This window comes from Paenibacillus aestuarii (assembly GCF_027789125.1).
Lineage (GTDB): Bacteria > Bacillota > Bacilli > Paenibacillales > NBRC-103111 > Paenibacillus_E > Paenibacillus_E aestuarii.
Genome location: NZ_JAQFVF010000088.1, coordinates 118197 through 135646, shown reverse-complemented (window position 1 = coordinate 135646; position 17450 = coordinate 118197). Strand labels below are relative to the sequence as shown.

Here is a 17450-nt window from a genome sequence, read left to right as displayed (position 1 = left end):
ACAAATACGTCAATTGTTTTCTGAATATTAATAAAAATCGCGGATTAAATCGTCCATAACCCGGCTTGTTCGCGCCGCGGTACGCCCCGTACTTGGACATTTTCCGTCCCCCCTCAGCTCATTCACCATCAGCTGAATCAGCGGCTGCTGGATGTGTGCGGGATTCGCAACGGTGAACTGCTGAACACCGCCGTCGGCAAGTTCAATACGCAGATCGTCTCCGAAGGTGGAGAAAGAGAGCTTTCCTTTGCTGCCGATAATTTCGTTTAAGTCTTGGCGCTTATAAGCGTTAAAGCACCATGCTCCCATCCCGATCACGCCGGATTCAAAGGCATAAGTCGTCGTCACCAGATCCTCGACCCGATACTGGCGGGATTGATTCACGGCGAAGCCTTTGACCTGGCCAAGCGGTCCCAGTAAGTAGTCCAGTATATCCAGCGTATGGCTCGCCAGATCCACAAACAGCCCCCCGCCGGACAACTCCGGCTGCAGGCGCCAAGGCACAGCTTGCCCGTCCGCAGGGCGCAGCGTCTGCAGCTGCGTTGTCTGAACAAGGCGAACGTCACCAATAGCGCCGCTGTCCAGCAGCTGCTTAATTTGGTTGAACCGCGGCAAGCCCCTGCGATAATAAGCTACATACAGCGGCACGTGCGCCGCTTCGCAGGCTTCGATCATCTCCAGGCATTCGTCATGGTTCATCGCCATCGGTTTCTCTACATAGACCGCTTTGCCGGCGCGAGCGGCCATCAACGCATATTCCCGGTGGAACGCAGGCGGCGTCGCTACGTAGACGGCATTCACTTCGGGATCATGAATCAACGCTTCCGCCTGGTCGTACCACCTTGGCACCTGGTGCCTGCGCGCATAATCTTCGGCTAACGCTCCGTTTCGCCGCATAACGGCAACCAGCTCGGAGCCTTCCGCCTTTTGCAGCGCCGGCCCGCTTTTTACCTCCGTGACATCGCCGCAGCCGATAATTCCCCATCGAATCGTATCTGTCATCGTTTTTCCCTCCGCTTCGTAGTTAAGCATGAACAGGCAATACCATAGAGAATTTCGTTCCGTGACCTTCAACCGATTTGACGTCCATACTACCGCCATGCTTCTGAACGATACTTAGGCATACGGGTAATCCAAGACCAGTCCCCTTATCCTTTGTCGTATAAAAAGGTTCAAAAATACGCGCCAGCTTGTCTTCCGAAATACCAGATCCGTTGTCCGAGATGTGGAGCTCCACGTGATCGCTTGCTTGCCTGGTTTCGATCTGGATCATCCCGCTGCCATTCATCGCCTCCATACCGTTGCGAACCAGGTTCAAAATGAGCTGCTTCATCTCCTTCTCATTGAGCAGCACCTGGGATAACGCCGGTTGCAGCAGCAACTCCACCTGCGCCCCGCGCATATTCGCATCAGCCTGCATAATGGGATGCAGCGACTGCACAATCGCGTTCAAATCGCCGATTACCATAGGGACATTGCGGTTCTGCGCCAGTGACAGAAAGTCGCTGATAATTTCATTGGCCCGGTTCAACTCGTCTAAAATCAGATTAAAATACTGCTGCAGCTCAGGTCCTGTCCGCTCTTTGATCAACTGAATGAACCCTTGGATCACAGCCATCGGATTACGGATTTCATGGGTGATGCTGGCCGCCATTTGCCCCACAAGGCTAAGCCGCTCCACTTGGCTGAGCTCGTGCTTCAGCTGCTCCATCTCTGTGATTTCTTGGAAAATACCGATCGCTCCAAAGATTTCGCCGTTCTTCTCCAACGGATACGCATAGCTGAGAAACGACTTGTCCCCCTGTTGAAAAATGCTACCGATGGTACGAACGCCTCGGATCGCTTTGGTCATCGTAAACTGCTCGTAGTCCATGCCTAAGCGTTCTGTCATGTCTTTTAACTTCTGGCCCAACACCTCGTCCCGCTTGAGCTGGGGAAAATACGTCAGGGTCATGTCATTGATCTGAATAATGTGATCGTCCCGATCAATGGAGATGACCGAAATCGGCAGGAAGTTGAGCAGTGTCTGCAAATCTTTCGCGTATTCGACAGCCTCGGACAGCAGCCGACGCAGGCGCTGATCCATGTGGTCTTCGTCTGCCGCTTGCCGGTATGTCCCCCACAGCAGCCCGCATGTCAGCAGCCAAGCCGCCAGAGTGAGGCTTATTGCAAGTAAGGGTCCCAGCTGCGGCCAGAACATACCGGTCAGCAAAGTCAGCACGATGGACAATCCCATGCTCACCGGCCAAATCCAACGATTGTTCTTAAGAACCAGACGCCCACCTCCGCACTTTTGTTAGCCTTATATATTCGACACCCTTCCTATTTCTTCCTCTATATAAAAAAGGTATCTCAGCAAACCGGGAAAAACCGATTTGTTGAAATACCTTGTCGTTACGCCTTATGACTCTACGCCCGCAGCTCCTCATGCTTAGCCATCTCTGCTAACTGCGGAATGACTGCTGCCGCCTGCTGATCCTGAAGCTGCAGTTGTTGAGCGGCAAACTCGCGGTACATCTCATGTGATGCCAGCAGCTCCTGGTGTGTGCCCATTCCGGTTACTTTGCCTTTGTCGAGAAACACGATCTGATCTGCATCTACGACCGTCGATAATCGATGTGCAATGACAAGCGTCGTGCGTCCTTGCATCAAATTTTGCAGCGCTTGCTGCACCACGACTTCAGACTTGCTGTCGAGACTTGATGTCGCTTCATCGAGCATCAAAATCTTCGGATTGCGCAGCAGTGCCCGCGCAATGGCAATCCGCTGCCGCTGCCCGCCGGACAGCTTGATGCCCCGCTCGCCGACTTCCGTCTCATATTGATTCGGCAGCTCCTCAATAAACGCGTCGGCATAAGCCATTCGAGCCGCTTGTTTCAGTTCCTCCAAGCTCACTTCGCGCTCCATGCCGTAGCAGATGTTGTCACGAATGGTCCCGGCGATCAGCGGACTTTCCTGAGAGACATATCCGATTTGGCTGCGCCAGGACACAAGTGAAAACTTCTCTATCGAATCTGATCCAAGCTTAATCGAGCCGCTCTGCGGCGTGTAGAACCGCTCCAGCAGCGAGAACATCGTCGTCTTGCCGCTGCCGCTCGGGCCAACAATGGCCGTCACTTTGCCGGCTTCCATCGTGAAGCTGACATTCTTGAGCACAGGCTCGCCTTCTTTATAACTGAAGGCGACTTGTTCCAAGTGCAATGATTGGGAGGCGTCTTTGACTGAATCTCCCTCATGCGGCTTTTCTTCGACATGATCCAACACTTTGAGAATCGTGTCGGTGGCGCCCATCGCTTTTTGCATCTGCGTGAAGAACTGTGTAATTTGCGTAATCGGCATGACAATTTGGAACAAATAAAGCATGAAAGCAACTAACTGGCCTGCCGTAATGGCTCCCGATGACACGCGCATGCCGCCATAGCCGAAGAGCACAACGAACAGCATCAGCATAACAAAAGAGACGAGCGGCGACATCATGGCCTGAATACGCCCTTCTTTTAAACCAAACTGGAATAACTTGCCGATCCCTTTGCTGCCCTCTGCATATTCCCCCGGCTCCGCATTCGCGGCCTTCACCAAACGGATTTCCGACAGCACGCGATTGAGTATCGCGGTAAAACCAGCAGTTTCAGTTTGCAGGCCTTTGGATACGAGAAACATCTGTCTGCCGAGAGGGAACAGGATCAGGAAAGCTAATGGGAATACGCTGAACATGATCAGCGTCATTCTCCAGTCCATATACAGCAACACGACGATGGAGCCGATTATGGAGATGATACCTGTGATGAAGCCGGACATATGCTCGGTAATCAAGCCTTTGATGACCGCCGTATCGTTCGTCATCCGGGAAATCGTGTCCCCGGTCTCATTGTTATCGTAATAGCTCACTGGCAGCACGAGCAGTTTCTTCCACAAACGGTCGCGGATGCCCGCAACGACGCGCTGGCCGGCGTAATTGAGCAAATAAATCGACACGCCCGAACCGATTGCCATGCCGAAAAAGGCAATTGCCATGCCGCTGATTTGCGCCCAGCTTATCGAACTGACTGAGAAACTGTCGACGGCGTTTTTGGTGAACAACGGGATCACCAGACTAACCAGTGTGGATATGACACTTAACCCAAGCGCTATGCCCAAGATGAGCTTAGGCGGATTTGCCTGCATCAGCAGCTGGAGGAATGCTTTCCAATTCGTTTTGCCCTCCTTGGCTGTTGGCGGTGTATTTGATCTAGCCATTTCATTTCTCTCCTTTACCTAGGCGAACTTGTCGTACGTTCGCTGTGAATGACCTTACTTTCAGCATCATACACGGGAATTTTAAACCGAATATAAACAAAATGACCCTCGATCGGGTCACAGGCTATGATGAAAATTCCATATAAGCGGAAAAAGCGAACTGGAGTGCGTGCGGCAAGCTTGGCATCTTCTTATGGGCCTAACCGCAATACAGCTCATTGCACCTAGCGGTGGCGAGCACCTCCCGCGACCGGACTTTCAGCGACCTAAAGCTGCCTGCTTAGCCTGGGACGCCATAAAAAAAAGCCTGCCGCAACCTTGAAACCGGTTACGACTGGCTTTAGAATTATTCCTTATCTCTCGCCTTTTTACTCTCTTTGACCACTTGCTCCCACTTCTTCTCAACGTCCTTGATCATCGGATGCAGCATATCGTACATCGCGGCCAGCATCGAGAACCTTTGTGAGAAGTACTCCAGTGATTGTTCCTGCTCTTCACTGCAAGTTTCGATCTTGGAGATGTCTTGGACTGTTTTTACCGCCCATAAATGGAACATTTCCAAATCTTGAACGATTCGGCGGAAATGATTCACACTGTAGTTTTCGGACATATAGTAATAATCCCGGCGGTCACTGGTAGACGGCATCTTCTTGCACATGCCTAATCGCTCCATGTGCCGTATTTGAATGCTGACTGCAGCTTTTGTCACACCTAACTGCTCCACAATGTCTTGCAAGCTTAAGGGACATCTAGCAAACATAAGTTGTGCAAATATTTTGCCGACCAGTGGGCTATATCCCTTTTTTTCGTAGTTTAATGACAAGAAATCACTAATATTTTGCTTCCACTCAGAGAAAGTCAGATCATCCTGTTCCATCCCTTACTCTCCCTTCACTGTGAAATAATTTGGTGACAATGATTATCATAGTGAAAAATAAATTATCAGTCAACTTATTATGTCACATTACTGACATTTTTCGATATTGTGAACAAAATGTAAACCTTGAAGTATACAGTTGACAAATATAGGGCACGGTTTTATATTTATTATCATTAACAACGTTGTTAACGATAACAACTAAATCAATGAATTTAGTTGAACTTTTTATATCCTAAGGAGATGTTCCTCTTGAAAAAACCATTTAAACTGTTAACTACCGGCACACTCGCTGCCGCTCTGCTATTTACTGGATCTGCCCTTACTTCAGGCAAAGCTTTCGCTGATGAGGCTGTAACTGCCACGGCTTCCTTGCAAGCTGATTCTTTTGCTAACCAACTCATTAACTACCATTTGTCCATCTTAGCTAAAGACGCTGCACAAGCAACGGGCCAAGACGAAGACGATATCCGGGATGCACTGGCTACTGGCCAAACGCTGCCGGAAGCAACAGGAATTAGCAGTGCTGATATGCTCGCGGATTTGACTCCGATTCTGACTTTTGATTTACATAAAGCCTTCAGCTACGGTTTGATCTCCTCTGACGAGGTTCAAGCAGGCGAAACTGCTGTTGCTGATCAACTAAACTCCGCATTGGCGGCAAAAGGCAACTTGCTTCCAACTGCTGACAGCAACGCGATCTTAGCGCACCTCGTCATGAGTCGTTTGGATAATATTGTGCGTGATACGGCTAACTATGCAAGAAAAGATCAAAACGATGTGAAGGAAGATCTGCGCCAAGGTAAATCACTTGTGCAATCCGCTGCGAGGCTGGATCCAGGTGAATTGAAGGACGATTTATTGAACCTGCTCAAACAAGATCTACAATTTGAAGTAAACATGAACGGCGCTTCGCAAGCCGATGCGAACCGCTATTACACGCTGGGCGCCAGCAAGCTTGCCGACTTCATGAACACTCCTGGTTACAACCCTGATAGTGTGAAGCTGGCTGCTGCTGATTTAGGCAAGATTGTTGACAACCGCCTAAGCCACGTAGTTATTGACACAGCTTTCTTTGCCAGAAAAGATGAGAAAGACGTATGGGATGGCTTGCAGCAAGGTAAATCGCTTGTCGCGATTGCAGCGAACCTGGACCCTGGAGAACTGAAAGATAAAATGTCGGCTGTCCTACGCCAAGACCTCGACTTCGAAGTCGCTATGGGACTGACAACACAAGAAGATGCGAACAAAGCGTATGCAAATGGTGCAGCCAAACTCTCGGTGATCCTGAACACGCCAGGCTACTCGCCAGCAGTCAAATCCGTATCTCATGCTGATCTCCAGCAGATCGTTCAATCCCGCATCGGTCGCGTCATCAATGACACAGCCGTCTTCGGAAAGAAAGAAGAAAAAGACGTAGTTAACGACCTGCGCGAAGGCAAAACACTCGTGGAGTCCGCTGCAAAACTCGATTCCGGAGAGCTGAAAGAGAAAATCCTGAACGTGCTTCGACAAGAACTGGACTTCCAAGTATCCTTGAACCGCGCAACACAAGAAGAGGCTGATAAGGCTTATGCCGATGGCGCTGCGAAGCTGACAGATATTATCAACACACCTGGATACGCGCCAGCATCTACTACCCAAACAGTCGATCTGGAAAGTATCATTAATAATCGCATTAGCCGCGTCATCAATGACACAGCTGTGTTCGGCAGCAAAGATGAGAAAGACGTGCTCGCTGATCTAAGCCAAGGCAAAACTCTTGTGCAATCCGCTGCAAAGCTTGATTCCGGTGAGTTGAAAGAGAAAGTTTTGAATGTGCTCCGCCAAGAACTGGACTTCCAAGTGTCCTTGAACCACGCAACGCAAGCAGATGCAGATAAAGCATACGCTGAAGGATCTGCGAAGCTTGTCGACATTATCAACACACCTGGCTACACACCAAACAAATAAACATATAAAAAAGGGCTGTCCCAATAGTAGATGGAGTCTACTAGAGGTGACAGCCTCTTTTTTTGTAAGATGCTTTAGGCTTCAGTTGTAATCTGCCAACGGACCCCGAAGCGATCAGCCACGCGACCGAACATCGTTCCCCAGAACATACGTTGGAACGGGATTTTGATATCGCCGCCGGCGGAAAGTGCGTCAAAGATACGGCGCGCTTCGTCCTCCGTAGGGAATTCCAGGGTAAGATCCATCCCTGAGCCTCGATCTATGGTGTCCGTACCCGCGTCGGCCATAAAAAATTTCAAACCGAGTGCATGCATTTCTAGATGCATCACCCGATCTTTCATCGATTCATCCGCATTCGGCATATCGGCAAAAGTACGCAGACTTACGATTTCACCGTTGAATGCTGCAGCATAAAAATCTGCCTGCTCACGAGCGTTGCTGCTGTAAATATAAGGGGTTAGAATGGCCATGCCCCGCAGCCTCCTCAACAAGAATATAGTCGAACAACCAGTTATACTATATCATCTTTTGTTTACTGAAAGCACGGTGGTGAAGATCCTGTAAAGGCTATGCGAAAACTTTGTTTTGACCATTTTATGGGATACAATAATAAGTGGACGAACGAATGAACCTAGTACATGAGGAGGGAATATCCATGAACAATTTTGCTTTTTATAATCCGACTACGCTTTATTTCGGGAGCGGTCAACTGGAGAAGCTTACAACCGAAGTGCCTCAATACGGAAAGAACGTGCTGCTCGTTTACGGTGGAGGCAGCATTAAGCAAAACGGCCTGTATGATAACGTGCTGACGCTGCTCAAGCAGGTTGACGCTCGTGTCGTTGAGCTGAGCGGCGTTGAGCCGAATCCGCGGCTGACAACGGTTCACCGCGGCGTTGAATTGTGCCGCAGCGAGCACATCGACCTCATTCTTGCCGTAGGCGGAGGCAGCGTTATCGACTGCGCTAAGGCTATTGCGGTCGGAGCGAAGTATGACGGTGACTTCTGGGATATCGTCACCAGAAAAGCCGTAGGCACCGGCGCACTGCCGCTGGGAACGGTGCTGACCATCGCAGCAACAGGCTCCGAGATGAACTCGGGCTCGGTTATCACGAACTGGGAGACCAAAGAAAAGCTTGGCTGGGGCAGCCCTCATGCTTATCCGAAGTTCTCCATCCTCGATCCTGCGCATACCGTATCTTTGCCAGCCAACCATACGGTGTATGGCATGGTCGACATTATGTCCCACGTGTTTGAGCAATATTTTCACCATGTCGCTAATACGCCTGTTCAGGACGGTTTCTGTGAAACAATCCTGCGTACCGTAATCGAGACAGCGCCTCGTCTGGTGAACAATTTGCAGGACCTCGATGCTCGCGGAACGATTCTCTACTGCGGGACGATGGCGCTTAACGGCGTGCTGAGCATGGGTATCCGTGGCGACTGGGCCACCCATAACCTGGAGCATGCCGTGTCCGCGGTTCATGACATCCCTCATGGCGGCGGATTAGCCATCCTGTTCCCGAACTGGATGACGCATACACTGGAGGCCAATGTAGCGCGCTACAAACAGTTCGCCCAGCGGGTATTCAACATCGACGCCACCGGTAAAACTGATCGCCAAGTGGCGGAAGAAGGTATCGCAGCACTGCGTCAATTCTTCAACTCGATTGGCGCGCCGAGCCGGTTAGCGGATTATGACATCGACGATTCGACGATTGAGCTAATGGCGGATAAAGCGATGATCTACGGAGATTTCGGCAACTTTAAAAAGCTGACTCGTCAAGATGTTGTGGAGATTTATCGCATGTCTCTGTAATTCTAAAGGTTAAAAGGAGCGCGTTTGCGCTCCTTTTTTGTCTGGAAGCGCCCGAGCTACCCCCGCGTTATGACCTTGTAATGACGCCACTCCTCCGGGAGCAGACGCTGATATTGCGGCTGCAGGTAGCGGTCATCGATTAGCAGCAGCACGCCGCGATCCGTTTCGGATCGGATCAAGCGGCCGCCGGCCTGCTGGACCTTGTTCATGCCGGGGAACACGTAGGCGTAATCGTATCCGTTCTTCCCCGCGCGCTCCATGTACGTCCGTACGATGTTACGCTCCGGCCCCAGCTGCGGCAAGCCGACGCCGATCACCGCTACGCCAGTCAAACGATCGCCGACCAGGTCGATGCCTTCCGAGAAAATGCCGCCCATCACGGCGAATCCCATGAGCGTTTGCCCCTGATTAGCCTGATAGGCATCCAGATAGCGCTCCCGCTCCTCTTCTGTCATCTGCGCCTGCTGCACAAGGAGCTGCATATTCCGCACTCCCTCCCCACTCTCTGAAAGCAAATCGGTAAAAGCCTCATACACACTACTCATATACGCGTAAGAAGGAAAAAACACCAGGTAATTGCCCGTTTCCCGCCCTGAGACCAACTCAAGTAGCGACCTGGCAATCGGCATGCGGCTGCGCTCGCGATCCTGATAACGAGTGGAGATCGGTTGGACGAACACCTCCAACTGCTCGCTCGAGAACGGCGAAGGTACGGCAATGGAGTAATCGTCCTCCGTCGCTCCTAACATATCCATGAAGTAAGATAATGGCGTTAGTGTAGCTGAAAAGAACACCTGTGACCGGTACCCCTTCCCCATTTGCCGCAGCAAATGCGAAGGGTCGAGACAAAACAGCTTCACCGTAACTTCGCTTTTGTCGCAGGCGGTGAAGGTGACATAACGCTCATCGTACAGCTTCGCGATGCGGACCACATGCTGTGCGCCGAAGTAGGCGTCCAGCAGCAAGGTGCCGGACGGACTCTCCTCCCCCGACCGCGCCATAACAAGCTCCCGCTCCGCCTGCGCAATGAACACCTCAAGGCGAGCAATCAGCTCCTCCGGCAGCTCATTGCCGATATGCAGCCCCTGTTCGCCGATCTGCTTGCGCACCGACAGCAGGTGCTGATTCACCGCCTTGGCCGCCTCATGCAGCTCGGGCCGAAGCCCTTTGAAGTCTCGTTGCAGCGCGAGATAGTCCGATTTATTCAGGGCAGCTGAATACATCTCCCGCGCCCGGTCAACCAAATTGTGCGCCTCATCCACAAGCAGCACAGTCTGCCGCTTCTGCTCCTCGAAGAGCCGCTTCAAATTGACGCGCGGATCAAAGATATAATTGTAATCGCAAATCACCGCGTCCGCCGCATAAGCAACGTCCAGTGAAAATTCAAACGGACAGACGCGATGCTTCTGCGCATACGATTCGATCACCGTACGAGTCATGGCTGTTTCGCTGCGCAGGAGATCAAGCACCGCTTCGTTAATCCGGTCGTAATAGCCGTCCGCAAATTCACAGTGCTCCTTGGTGCAGCGGACTTCCTCCTGAAAACAAACTTTATCCTTAGCTGTAATCGTTACGCTTTGCAAATGAAGGCCGTTGCCTTGTAAAATCGCCAGCGCATCCTCCGCCGCTGTTCTCGTAATTGTTTTGGCTGTCAAATAAAAGATTCGCTGCAGGAGCCCTTCACCGATGGCCTTAATAGACGGAAACAACGTCGACATCGTTTTTCCGATACCTGTAGGCGCTTTGGCAAACAAGCTATGCCCGCCTTCAATCGTTTTATACACCGCGCCTGCCAACTTCCGCTGCCCTTGCCGATACGCTGCAAACGGAAACGGCAGCTCTCGGATGCTTCGGTTACGGCGCTCTTCATGCTCCTTTCTAGCTTGCGCATAAGGGAAGTAACCGGCGACCGCCTCATAGACGAAACGCTCCAAGTCACTGAATGACAGCTCCTCGACATAACGCTTTGTCTCCTCTGTATCCACCTGCATATAGGTCAGCTGAATGCGCATCTTATCGAGATTGCGGTCCTTGGCTATCATATAGGCGTAGCACCTCGCTTGCGCCCAATGGACAGGATAAGAATCACGTTCGATCAGCGCAATGTCGGAGGAAGTCGATTTGATTTCATCGATCGTCAGTCCCTCGACAAGAGTAAGCAGTCCGTCGCAGCGGCCATCAATGACAAACAAGAGGCCTTGATGCTCAACCTGCGCTGATACATAAACCTCACGCTGATCCTGATCGTTATACGTTTGCTGCACCTTCTGATGCGCCTTAGTCCCTTCCGTCAAACTCGCGCTCGTCCGAAAGCCCGATTCGATACTGCCGCTGCGATAGATATACTCCACAAGCGATCGCACGGAAATATGAATGTTATCCATTATCAAGCTTTCTCCTTTAACCAGTGAAACGGTGTCGTATTAAAAAACAGGTTCGGATTCACCTGCACATTATGCGCCCAAAATGTAAAATGCAGATGCGGCCCAGTCGAAAAGCCTGTTGTCCCTACCAAGCCGATGTTATCCCCCTTCTTGACCCTGTCACCTGCTTTCACATTCAATTTGGACAAATGCGCATATTGCGAAAAAAGTCCCATCCCGTGATCGATATAAATGGAATTGCCAGTCAAATAGAGAGGCTCGGCTAATGCGACAACTCCATCGTTCGTTGCTTTGATTGGCGTACCTTCTTTTGCAGCCAGATCGACAGCCATGTGCGAACTGTCGTATTTTCCGTTCACATATCTGGTGTAGCCATATGGCGTAGTCAAAATGCCTTCAATCGGCTGGACAAACGCCTCTTTGAAAAGAAACTCCGGCTCGGAATGACTTCTCGCCAGATCGATTTTTTTCTGATCCGCATTAATTCGCGCTGTATCCTGTTTCATGCTTTCCATTTGCTCCGTGACTTGAAGGTATTGCGTCTCAAACTTTTTGGCCTGAATGGTTAGCGTCTGATCCCCAATCGTATATTTCCCGGGCTTGGCCTGCATCGTAATCGGCAAATAGGTAAAGTAGCCCGCACCGAACGGCTGCAGTTTATACGTCTTGCCCAACCATTCGACTTGGCCAGGTTCATTATGCCGCACGAGCACCACATCCCCAGGGGCTGATGTACTCGGGATCAGCGACCATGCTGCGTCCATAACCGCCTTAGCGGCAGCCGCTGTCGTATATAAAGCCGATTCTTTGCTCCATTGCAGCAATCGGCCCTTTTCATCTTGCATCGCCGTTTGAATTGCCGGGGTAAGTTGATCGCTCCATGTTTGTCCGCCATCGGGCGTGACCAACAGGGGGACTTTCAGATTCGCATCGCCTTCTACGAGCACCCAGCCTATTCGTTTTGTTAAAAACTGGGACTGTTTAACAAGATAAGATTTGCTGTTAAATGACACTTGAACCAGCAGCGGCTGTTCGCCTGCAGCGAGGAAACCGGCAGTTGTCGTTGCATCCCCAATCAACGTGCTTGGATAAGCGGCATCCGTCACTTCCCAGTGCTGGCCTCCGTCCTCTGTCTTTTCCTTCTGATCCGCATATTGAATCCATCCATGCTCCATGTCGATCATATGGAACTCAAGCGCTTGCCTGGGCGCAGGGGGTTTGGCCTCCTGCAAGCCTTGGACAGCAGCTGCGGGCTGCTCGTTCTGCTGAAACGACGCTGGCGCTGAAGCCGGGCGCTCTTTGCCCATCCATACAACAACCGCCGCGGTGACGAGGAACAAACTGGTGAGAACAAGCCAATATTTCTTGGAGAACAACGGTGATAAGCGGCGCTCCCGGCGCGTCTTACGAGTTTTCATCGACGATACTCCCCCTCAGGACTTTGGTCCGGATCCTTGTATCTCTATCATATCACAGGGAAGCCGCCTGCTTGTCCTTTCATTTTCTTTGTGATGCCTGCCGTGCCCTAGCTCGAATCACATCGGCGAGAATCGCAGCAGCGACCATCGCACCTGCAAGCCCGAGGCCCATATCTTTTTGCGTATCATAGATATCCCCTTGCAGACCAAGATAATCTTGACCCGGCTGCCCTCCGACCATGGCTACAGCCATCTCCATAATCTCAAAAAGCGCGCTGAAAGCAAAATTAAAGGCGACCGGAATCACGTATGTCCAAAATTTGCGAAGCGTGGTAAAGCGCAGCAGGAGCTCGCGAATGGGGTAAGTCCACAACAGTCCGAACAGAAAATGGACCACCCGGTCAAAATAGCTTCGACGCGTGTGATAGGCCGCTTTTAGCCATAGGTCAAAAGGTGTTTGGTCATAGGTATAGTGAGCTGCATAGGTATGAAAACAAAGAAAAATAAACATGCACGCATAGGAGGTATTGGTGAAACGGTATTTCCGGTACGTAAATACAAGCGCCAGCAGGAAGGCAACGACCAGCATGTTCTCAAAAAACCATTGCGTTCGGTTCGTAGGGCTAATCGCCGCCCATATCCAAAAGACCGCATAAGCAATCATCATTGCGTGCAACCACTTATTTTGTTTAAACGGTACCATCGTCAGATCCCTCACTCAGCTTAAGGTTCTCCTTATTATTCCGATTTCCCCGTCTTCTTAACACATAGCAAAAAGGTGCCCCTAGCCAATCTCTTGGCTATCGGGACACCTTCTGCGTTCCATTCTTATTTAAGATCTGTAATAAATCTGTCTACGTCGCCAGTTGGCGTGCTGACAGTCTCATAAACTTTCAGTGAAAGATTGCTGCGGATCTGATCATCCGTTAAGTTGCTGAATGTCAGCTTCTGCGAGCCGCTCATCAAGCGATTCGCGCCTGTGAATGGGAACGCGGACGATCCGATCGATTTGCCTGTTCCATCAATCAGCTCGAATTTCAGCTTGGAGAAACTGTTGTCGAGCGCTACGGCTTCATCGCGGGTAATGTCCATGTCCAAACTTAATTTGTACGTGTAGGAGAACCCGGTAGCACCTTGATTGGACATTTGCGAGAGTACCCAGCTCTTGATATTCAGGTTAAACGGATAAAGTGCGATATTGTTGTGATCCGTATCATTGCTTTGAACACTGACATTATAGCTGGCAATGGTAGACTTATAAGTCCCCTCTTGCCCCTGTCCCTGCAGGACGCCCTGCACGTTCAGCGTGTACTGATTGCTTGTATCCGAGGATGGCAGCGTGTATCCGTAGCTAATGACGATGCCCGTTCCTGGAGCGATATCTTGCGCGTTAACGGTTTGGCGGTTACCGGAATACGTATATCCGTCTTTACCAGCCAGCTCTGCGGAGAACACAGGAACCGGAATCGGTTTGTCACCATTGTTGAACAGTTTGAATTTCGCTAGGCCAACTTTGTTGCCTGTCTCTTCGTTATCTGTCACATGCAGCTCTTCCAGGGAGACAGCCAAACTTGGGTTGATAAAGTTGCTCGACTGGTCAAATGTCATTGGCGTGCCGAATGTGTAGCTGCCTGTCGAGGCGCCCGCATTCACTCCCGTTCCACCATTAGCTGGAAGGCGGAATCCGATGCGGCCTGTATTAAATGATACTGGAGTCGTTTGTCCTTGCTTCAAGAAGCTCTCGTTGGACAGCACGTAGAACGCATTAAGCGTTGTTCCAGGATCAGTCGTAACGGCAAAATGAATATCTTTTTGCTCGCCTGGGTTCAAGCTGACCGCATTCTGCTCCACACGTTTACCGACGAACAGCTGTCCGTCCGATTTACCGCCCAATGTGAAATCAGGAACGGTCTCCGCGTAGCTTCCTGTATTCTGGACTTTAACTTGAACGATATAAGTCGGCGATTGGCCTGTAAATTGCTTGGACAACGTTGTCGCCGAATACTTCAACCCGGATGTTACGCCTGGGGCAGAGAATACCGCTCCCCAATCGCCCAGCAGCGATGGGTCCGTAATGACAGCATCTTTACCGCGCCAGATGTTCGATTGAATCGGTGCGTCAGCAAGAAGCGTTTCTTTCTTCGGATACACCTTCGTATCAACATCGATCCATAGCAGGTCTGTCAGATTCAAATCCGATTTCAAATTCACGTCCGCCATGTAGCTCAGCGTTACGTCACTTTGCGGCAGGATCGATTTGGCGTTGTTAGCGCTCGGCTGCAAAGTATAAACGTTGCCGTCGGCCGCTTTGACACGCAGCTCGTAGTCCGGAACGCGGATCGTATTGCCGCTTCCGTTCGTCAGCTTGACGACCGCGCCGACTCTCCAGCCGTCCAACGTTTTTTCCTGCAAAATCCCTTTGATCTGTCCTTGCGTTTCGCTTGTGATTGCGTAAGCCTTCATATCGTCCGCAGGAAGCACCGATACCACCGGATGGCTGCCTGGCACATACTGCTTCTTCGCTTCATAAGAGGAAGTCACCAGCAGATCGCGTGTTGCCGGAGCCACGCCCCCGAACGTTCCATCCGCTTGCTTGCCAAGCAGGTTCAATTGAACAGCCAGAGCCGCATAGCCTTGCGCCCAGTCGGACACGGAGCTATCGTTCAGGCCTGCAGTCGCTTTGGCTTGCGCATCTTTATTCAAGCCGCGAAGCAAGAATGCCGCAAGCTGTTCTTTGGTCACTTCGCCGGCTGGATTGTACGTACCTTCTCCGTAACCTTCAGTCAGATTCGCCGCCTTCAAGGCTTCGATATAAGGCAGTGCGTAACCGTTAGCCGGGTCCGCAGCGCTCACGTCGCTAAAGCTGGATGTACGCAGAGATGTATCCACCTTCAAGCCGAAAATCAACGCAGCCACTTTGGCAAATTGAGCGCGGTTCATTTTATCATTCAAGCCGAATACACCATCGCTCACCCCGTCAAAAATACCCGCGGAAATCATCGCATCAAATTTAGCCTTTGTGGCTGCATCCAAACTGCTCAGATCGCTGAAATCAGCGGAAGACTTCGGTGCGGCAGCACCTAAAGCCACGGATGAAAACATGGTCACAGCCATTGCTGTACTCATGATCACGGACAAACTCTTTTTCATATTATTACCCCTCTCCAATTTTAACCGGTGTGCCCTGGTGAGTCTGTCTTAACTTCGACCGGAGCTTTCTTTCTTTTAATGAATAAAAAGACGAATGGAATGCAGATAAAAGCAGGTACTGCGGAAACAAAGAACGTGTCGGCGATCGAACGGACTAACGCTTCTTTCTGCATAAAACCAGCCAAATATGTGGCTGCCGTTCCGGTGGATGTGCTCATATCGATCGACCACGAGTAAATAGCGCCGGATAGCATCGAGATGACGCTGTTGCCCGTTACCGAGTCAACCGGCACGCTGTCCGAAATATGCTGGTAGTGCAGGACTTGACGGTTGCTCATAATCGCTGTGAAAATAGCAATGCCCAGAGATCCGGCTACTTGACGGCATACGTTGGAAAGCGGCGAAGCGTTGCCGACCTTAGCCGGTTCAACAGCTTGCATGCCGGCCGTAGTGAGCGGCATCATACATAAGCCGATACCAAGACCGCGGACCGTTAACAGCGCATTGAGCCAATGATTTGGCGTATCGGTTGTCAAGTGATGCAGCTCCAGCGTAGTCACGCCGAGAATCGAGAGCCCGACAAAGCAAAGCGGCACAATCCCGAAGCGATCCGCCAGCTTCCCGCTGATCGGCATCATGACGGCCATCGCCACGGATTGTGGCATCATTAACAGCCCGGTCTGCATGGCCGTGAGCCCTTGAATATTTTGCAAATATAACGGGGTCAGGAACGTACCGCCCATCATCCCCATCATTACCAGCGAACCCGCGATGACACTGACTGTGAACTTATAGTTGGTAAACAGTTTCAAATCCAGCACGGGCTGTTTCGTTCCCAGCTCTACCCAGATGAGCAGCAGCAAACTGAAGAACGCCGTATACAACAGGGAGACGATAAATAAGGAGCCCCAGCCTTCCGACTGTCCTTTACTTAACGCAAGCAGCAAGCTGCCGAAGAAGACCATGGAAAGTATCGCTCCGGGCGTATCGAACTTCAATCCTTTTTTCCCAGGCGTATCTTTCAACAAAACCTTACCTAAAACAACCGCCAGAATCCCAATCGGCACGTTGATGAAGAAAAGCAACCGCCAGCTGTAATTTTGGATCAAATAACCGCCAAATGTCGGTCCCAATGCAGGGGCACACATCGCGGCGACGCCCCACAGTCCAATCGCTGTACCGATCTTCTCCCGCGGGAACGTCGAATATATTATCGACATCCCGATCGGCATAATGAAGCCCCCGACGAAGCCTTGCAAAATTCGAAACAAAATCATCGTGCTAGCGCTCCAAGCCAGTCCGCAGACGACCGAGAACACGGTAAACCCTGCTACAGAGAATAGCATGATGTTCTTGCTGCCGAACCGCGAACCGAGATAGCCCGTCATCGGAATGACCATAGCCGATGCCAGCGTATATCCCGTAATAACCCATTGCATGGTATTGATATCTGAACCGAATACCGCTACGAATTTATTCATGGCAACGTTCATCAAGCTGCTGTTCAACACCGCCACAAACGTTCCCATGACGATGGCGATCAGCGATAGCCACATCTTCCCGTTGCCTTCTGATTGTTGTTGTACTGCCGATGTTTCGGCCATGGCTGCGCC

At 51.0% G+C, this 17450-nt stretch carries 12 protein-coding genes; 2 read left to right on the top strand and 10 right to left on the bottom strand.

Features of this window, described 5'->3' with window-relative positions; genetic code table 11:
• Positions 1–27: 27 nt before the first annotated feature.
• The 4 genes from O9139_RS29275 to O9139_RS29260 all read right to left on the bottom strand — a co-directional run bounded on the left by O9139_RS29275 (position 28) and on the right by O9139_RS29260 (position 5113).
• A complete protein-coding gene (locus O9139_RS29275; protein WP_270885271.1) occupies positions 28–1002 on the bottom strand; it encodes a Gfo/Idh/MocA family protein in 975 nt (324 codons plus the stop codon).
• Positions 1003–1024: 22 nt separating this feature from the next.
• On the bottom strand, positions 1025–2236 hold the full coding sequence (locus tag O9139_RS29270; protein ID WP_270885375.1) for an ATP-binding protein: 1212 nt from the start codon (positions 2234–2236) through the stop codon (positions 1025–1027).
• Between the two features lie 173 nt (positions 2237–2409).
• Positions 2410–4236 carry an ABC transporter ATP-binding protein gene (locus O9139_RS29265; RefSeq protein WP_270885270.1) on the bottom strand — a complete coding sequence of 609 codons (1827 nt, stop codon included), beginning with the start codon at positions 4234–4236 and terminating at the stop codon, positions 2410–2412.
• Positions 4237–4582: 346 nt separating this feature from the next.
• Positions 4583–5113, bottom strand: a complete 531-nt coding sequence (locus tag O9139_RS29260; protein WP_270885269.1) for a GbsR/MarR family transcriptional regulator — start codon at positions 5111–5113, stop codon at positions 4583–4585.
• 252 nt (positions 5114–5365) lie between these two features.
• Here O9139_RS29260 and O9139_RS29255 point away from each other — a divergent pair, with 252 nt between their 5' ends.
• Positions 5366–7066 (top strand): hypothetical protein, encoded by a 1701-nt coding sequence (locus O9139_RS29255; protein ID WP_270885268.1) that lies wholly within the window; start codon positions 5366–5368, stop codon positions 7064–7066.
• 74 nt (positions 7067–7140) lie between these two features.
• Here the strand turns inward: O9139_RS29255 and O9139_RS29250 are convergent, their stop codons facing one another.
• Positions 7141–7536 (bottom strand): VOC family protein, encoded by a 396-nt coding sequence (locus tag O9139_RS29250; protein WP_270885267.1) that lies wholly within the window; start codon positions 7534–7536, stop codon positions 7141–7143.
• Between the two features lie 185 nt (positions 7537–7721).
• On the opposite strand from O9139_RS29250, the gene O9139_RS29245 reads away from it, so the two are divergent.
• Positions 7722–8885 (top strand): iron-containing alcohol dehydrogenase, encoded by a 1164-nt coding sequence (locus tag O9139_RS29245; RefSeq protein ID WP_270885266.1) that lies wholly within the window; start codon positions 7722–7724, stop codon positions 8883–8885.
• A gap of 56 nt (positions 8886–8941) precedes the next feature.
• On the opposite strand, the gene O9139_RS29240 is transcribed toward O9139_RS29245, so the two are convergent.
• The 5 genes from O9139_RS29240 to O9139_RS29220 form a co-directional block, all read right to left on the bottom strand.
• Complete coding sequence (locus O9139_RS29240; protein ID WP_270885265.1) at positions 8942–11269, bottom strand: ATP-dependent DNA helicase; 2328 nt, start codon at positions 11267–11269, stop codon at positions 8942–8944.
• Positions 11270–11271: 2 nt separating this feature from the next.
• Positions 11272–12687, bottom strand: coding sequence for a M23 family metallopeptidase (locus tag O9139_RS29235; protein ID WP_270885264.1), 1416 nt, complete (start codon positions 12685–12687; stop codon positions 11272–11274).
• 79 nt (positions 12688–12766) lie between these two features.
• Positions 12767–13354 (bottom strand): DUF2238 domain-containing protein, encoded by a 588-nt coding sequence (locus O9139_RS29230; RefSeq protein WP_270885263.1) that lies wholly within the window; start codon positions 13352–13354, stop codon positions 12767–12769.
• 161 nt (positions 13355–13515) lie between these two features.
• A complete protein-coding gene (locus tag O9139_RS29225; RefSeq protein ID WP_270885262.1) occupies positions 13516–15837 on the bottom strand; it encodes an S-layer homology domain-containing protein in 2322 nt (773 codons plus the stop codon).
• 20 nt (positions 15838–15857) lie between these two features.
• On the bottom strand, positions 15858–17441 hold the full coding sequence (locus O9139_RS29220; RefSeq protein WP_270885261.1) for a DHA2 family efflux MFS transporter permease subunit: 1584 nt from the start codon (positions 17439–17441) through the stop codon (positions 15858–15860).
• Positions 17442–17450: the final 9 nt, after the last annotated feature.

Coding starts and splice junctions, on each gene's coding strand:
- O9139_RS29275 (WP_270885271.1), bottom strand. CDS start 1,002: ATGACAGATACGATTCGATGGGGAATTATCGGCTGCGGCGATGTCACG.
- O9139_RS29270 (WP_270885375.1), bottom strand. CDS start 2,236: ATGGGATTGTCCATCGTGCTGACTTTGCTGACCGGTATGTTCTGGCCG.
- O9139_RS29265 (WP_270885270.1), bottom strand. CDS start 4,236: ATGGCTAGATCAAATACACCGCCAACAGCCAAGGAGGGCAAAACGAAT.
- O9139_RS29260 (WP_270885269.1), bottom strand. CDS start 5,113: ATGGAACAGGATGATCTGACTTTCTCTGAGTGGAAGCAAAATATTAGT.
- O9139_RS29250 (WP_270885267.1), bottom strand. CDS start 7,536: ATGGCCATTCTAACCCCTTATATTTACAGCAGCAACGCTCGTGAGCAG.
- O9139_RS29245 (WP_270885266.1), top strand. CDS start 7,722: ATGAACAATTTTGCTTTTTATAATCCGACTACGCTTTATTTCGGGAGC.
- O9139_RS29240 (WP_270885265.1), bottom strand. CDS start 11,269: ATGGATAACATTCATATTTCCGTGCGATCGCTTGTGGAGTATATCTAT.
- O9139_RS29235 (WP_270885264.1), bottom strand. CDS start 12,687: ATGAAAACTCGTAAGACGCGCCGGGAGCGCCGCTTATCACCGTTGTTC.
- O9139_RS29230 (WP_270885263.1), bottom strand. CDS start 13,354: ATGATGATTGCTTATGCGGTCTTTTGGATATGGGCGGCGATTAGCCCT.
- O9139_RS29225 (WP_270885262.1), bottom strand. CDS start 15,837: ATGAAAAAGAGTTTGTCCGTGATCATGAGTACAGCAATGGCTGTGACC.
- O9139_RS29220 (WP_270885261.1), bottom strand. CDS start 17,441: ATGGCCGAAACATCGGCAGTACAACAACAATCAGAAGGCAACGGGAAG.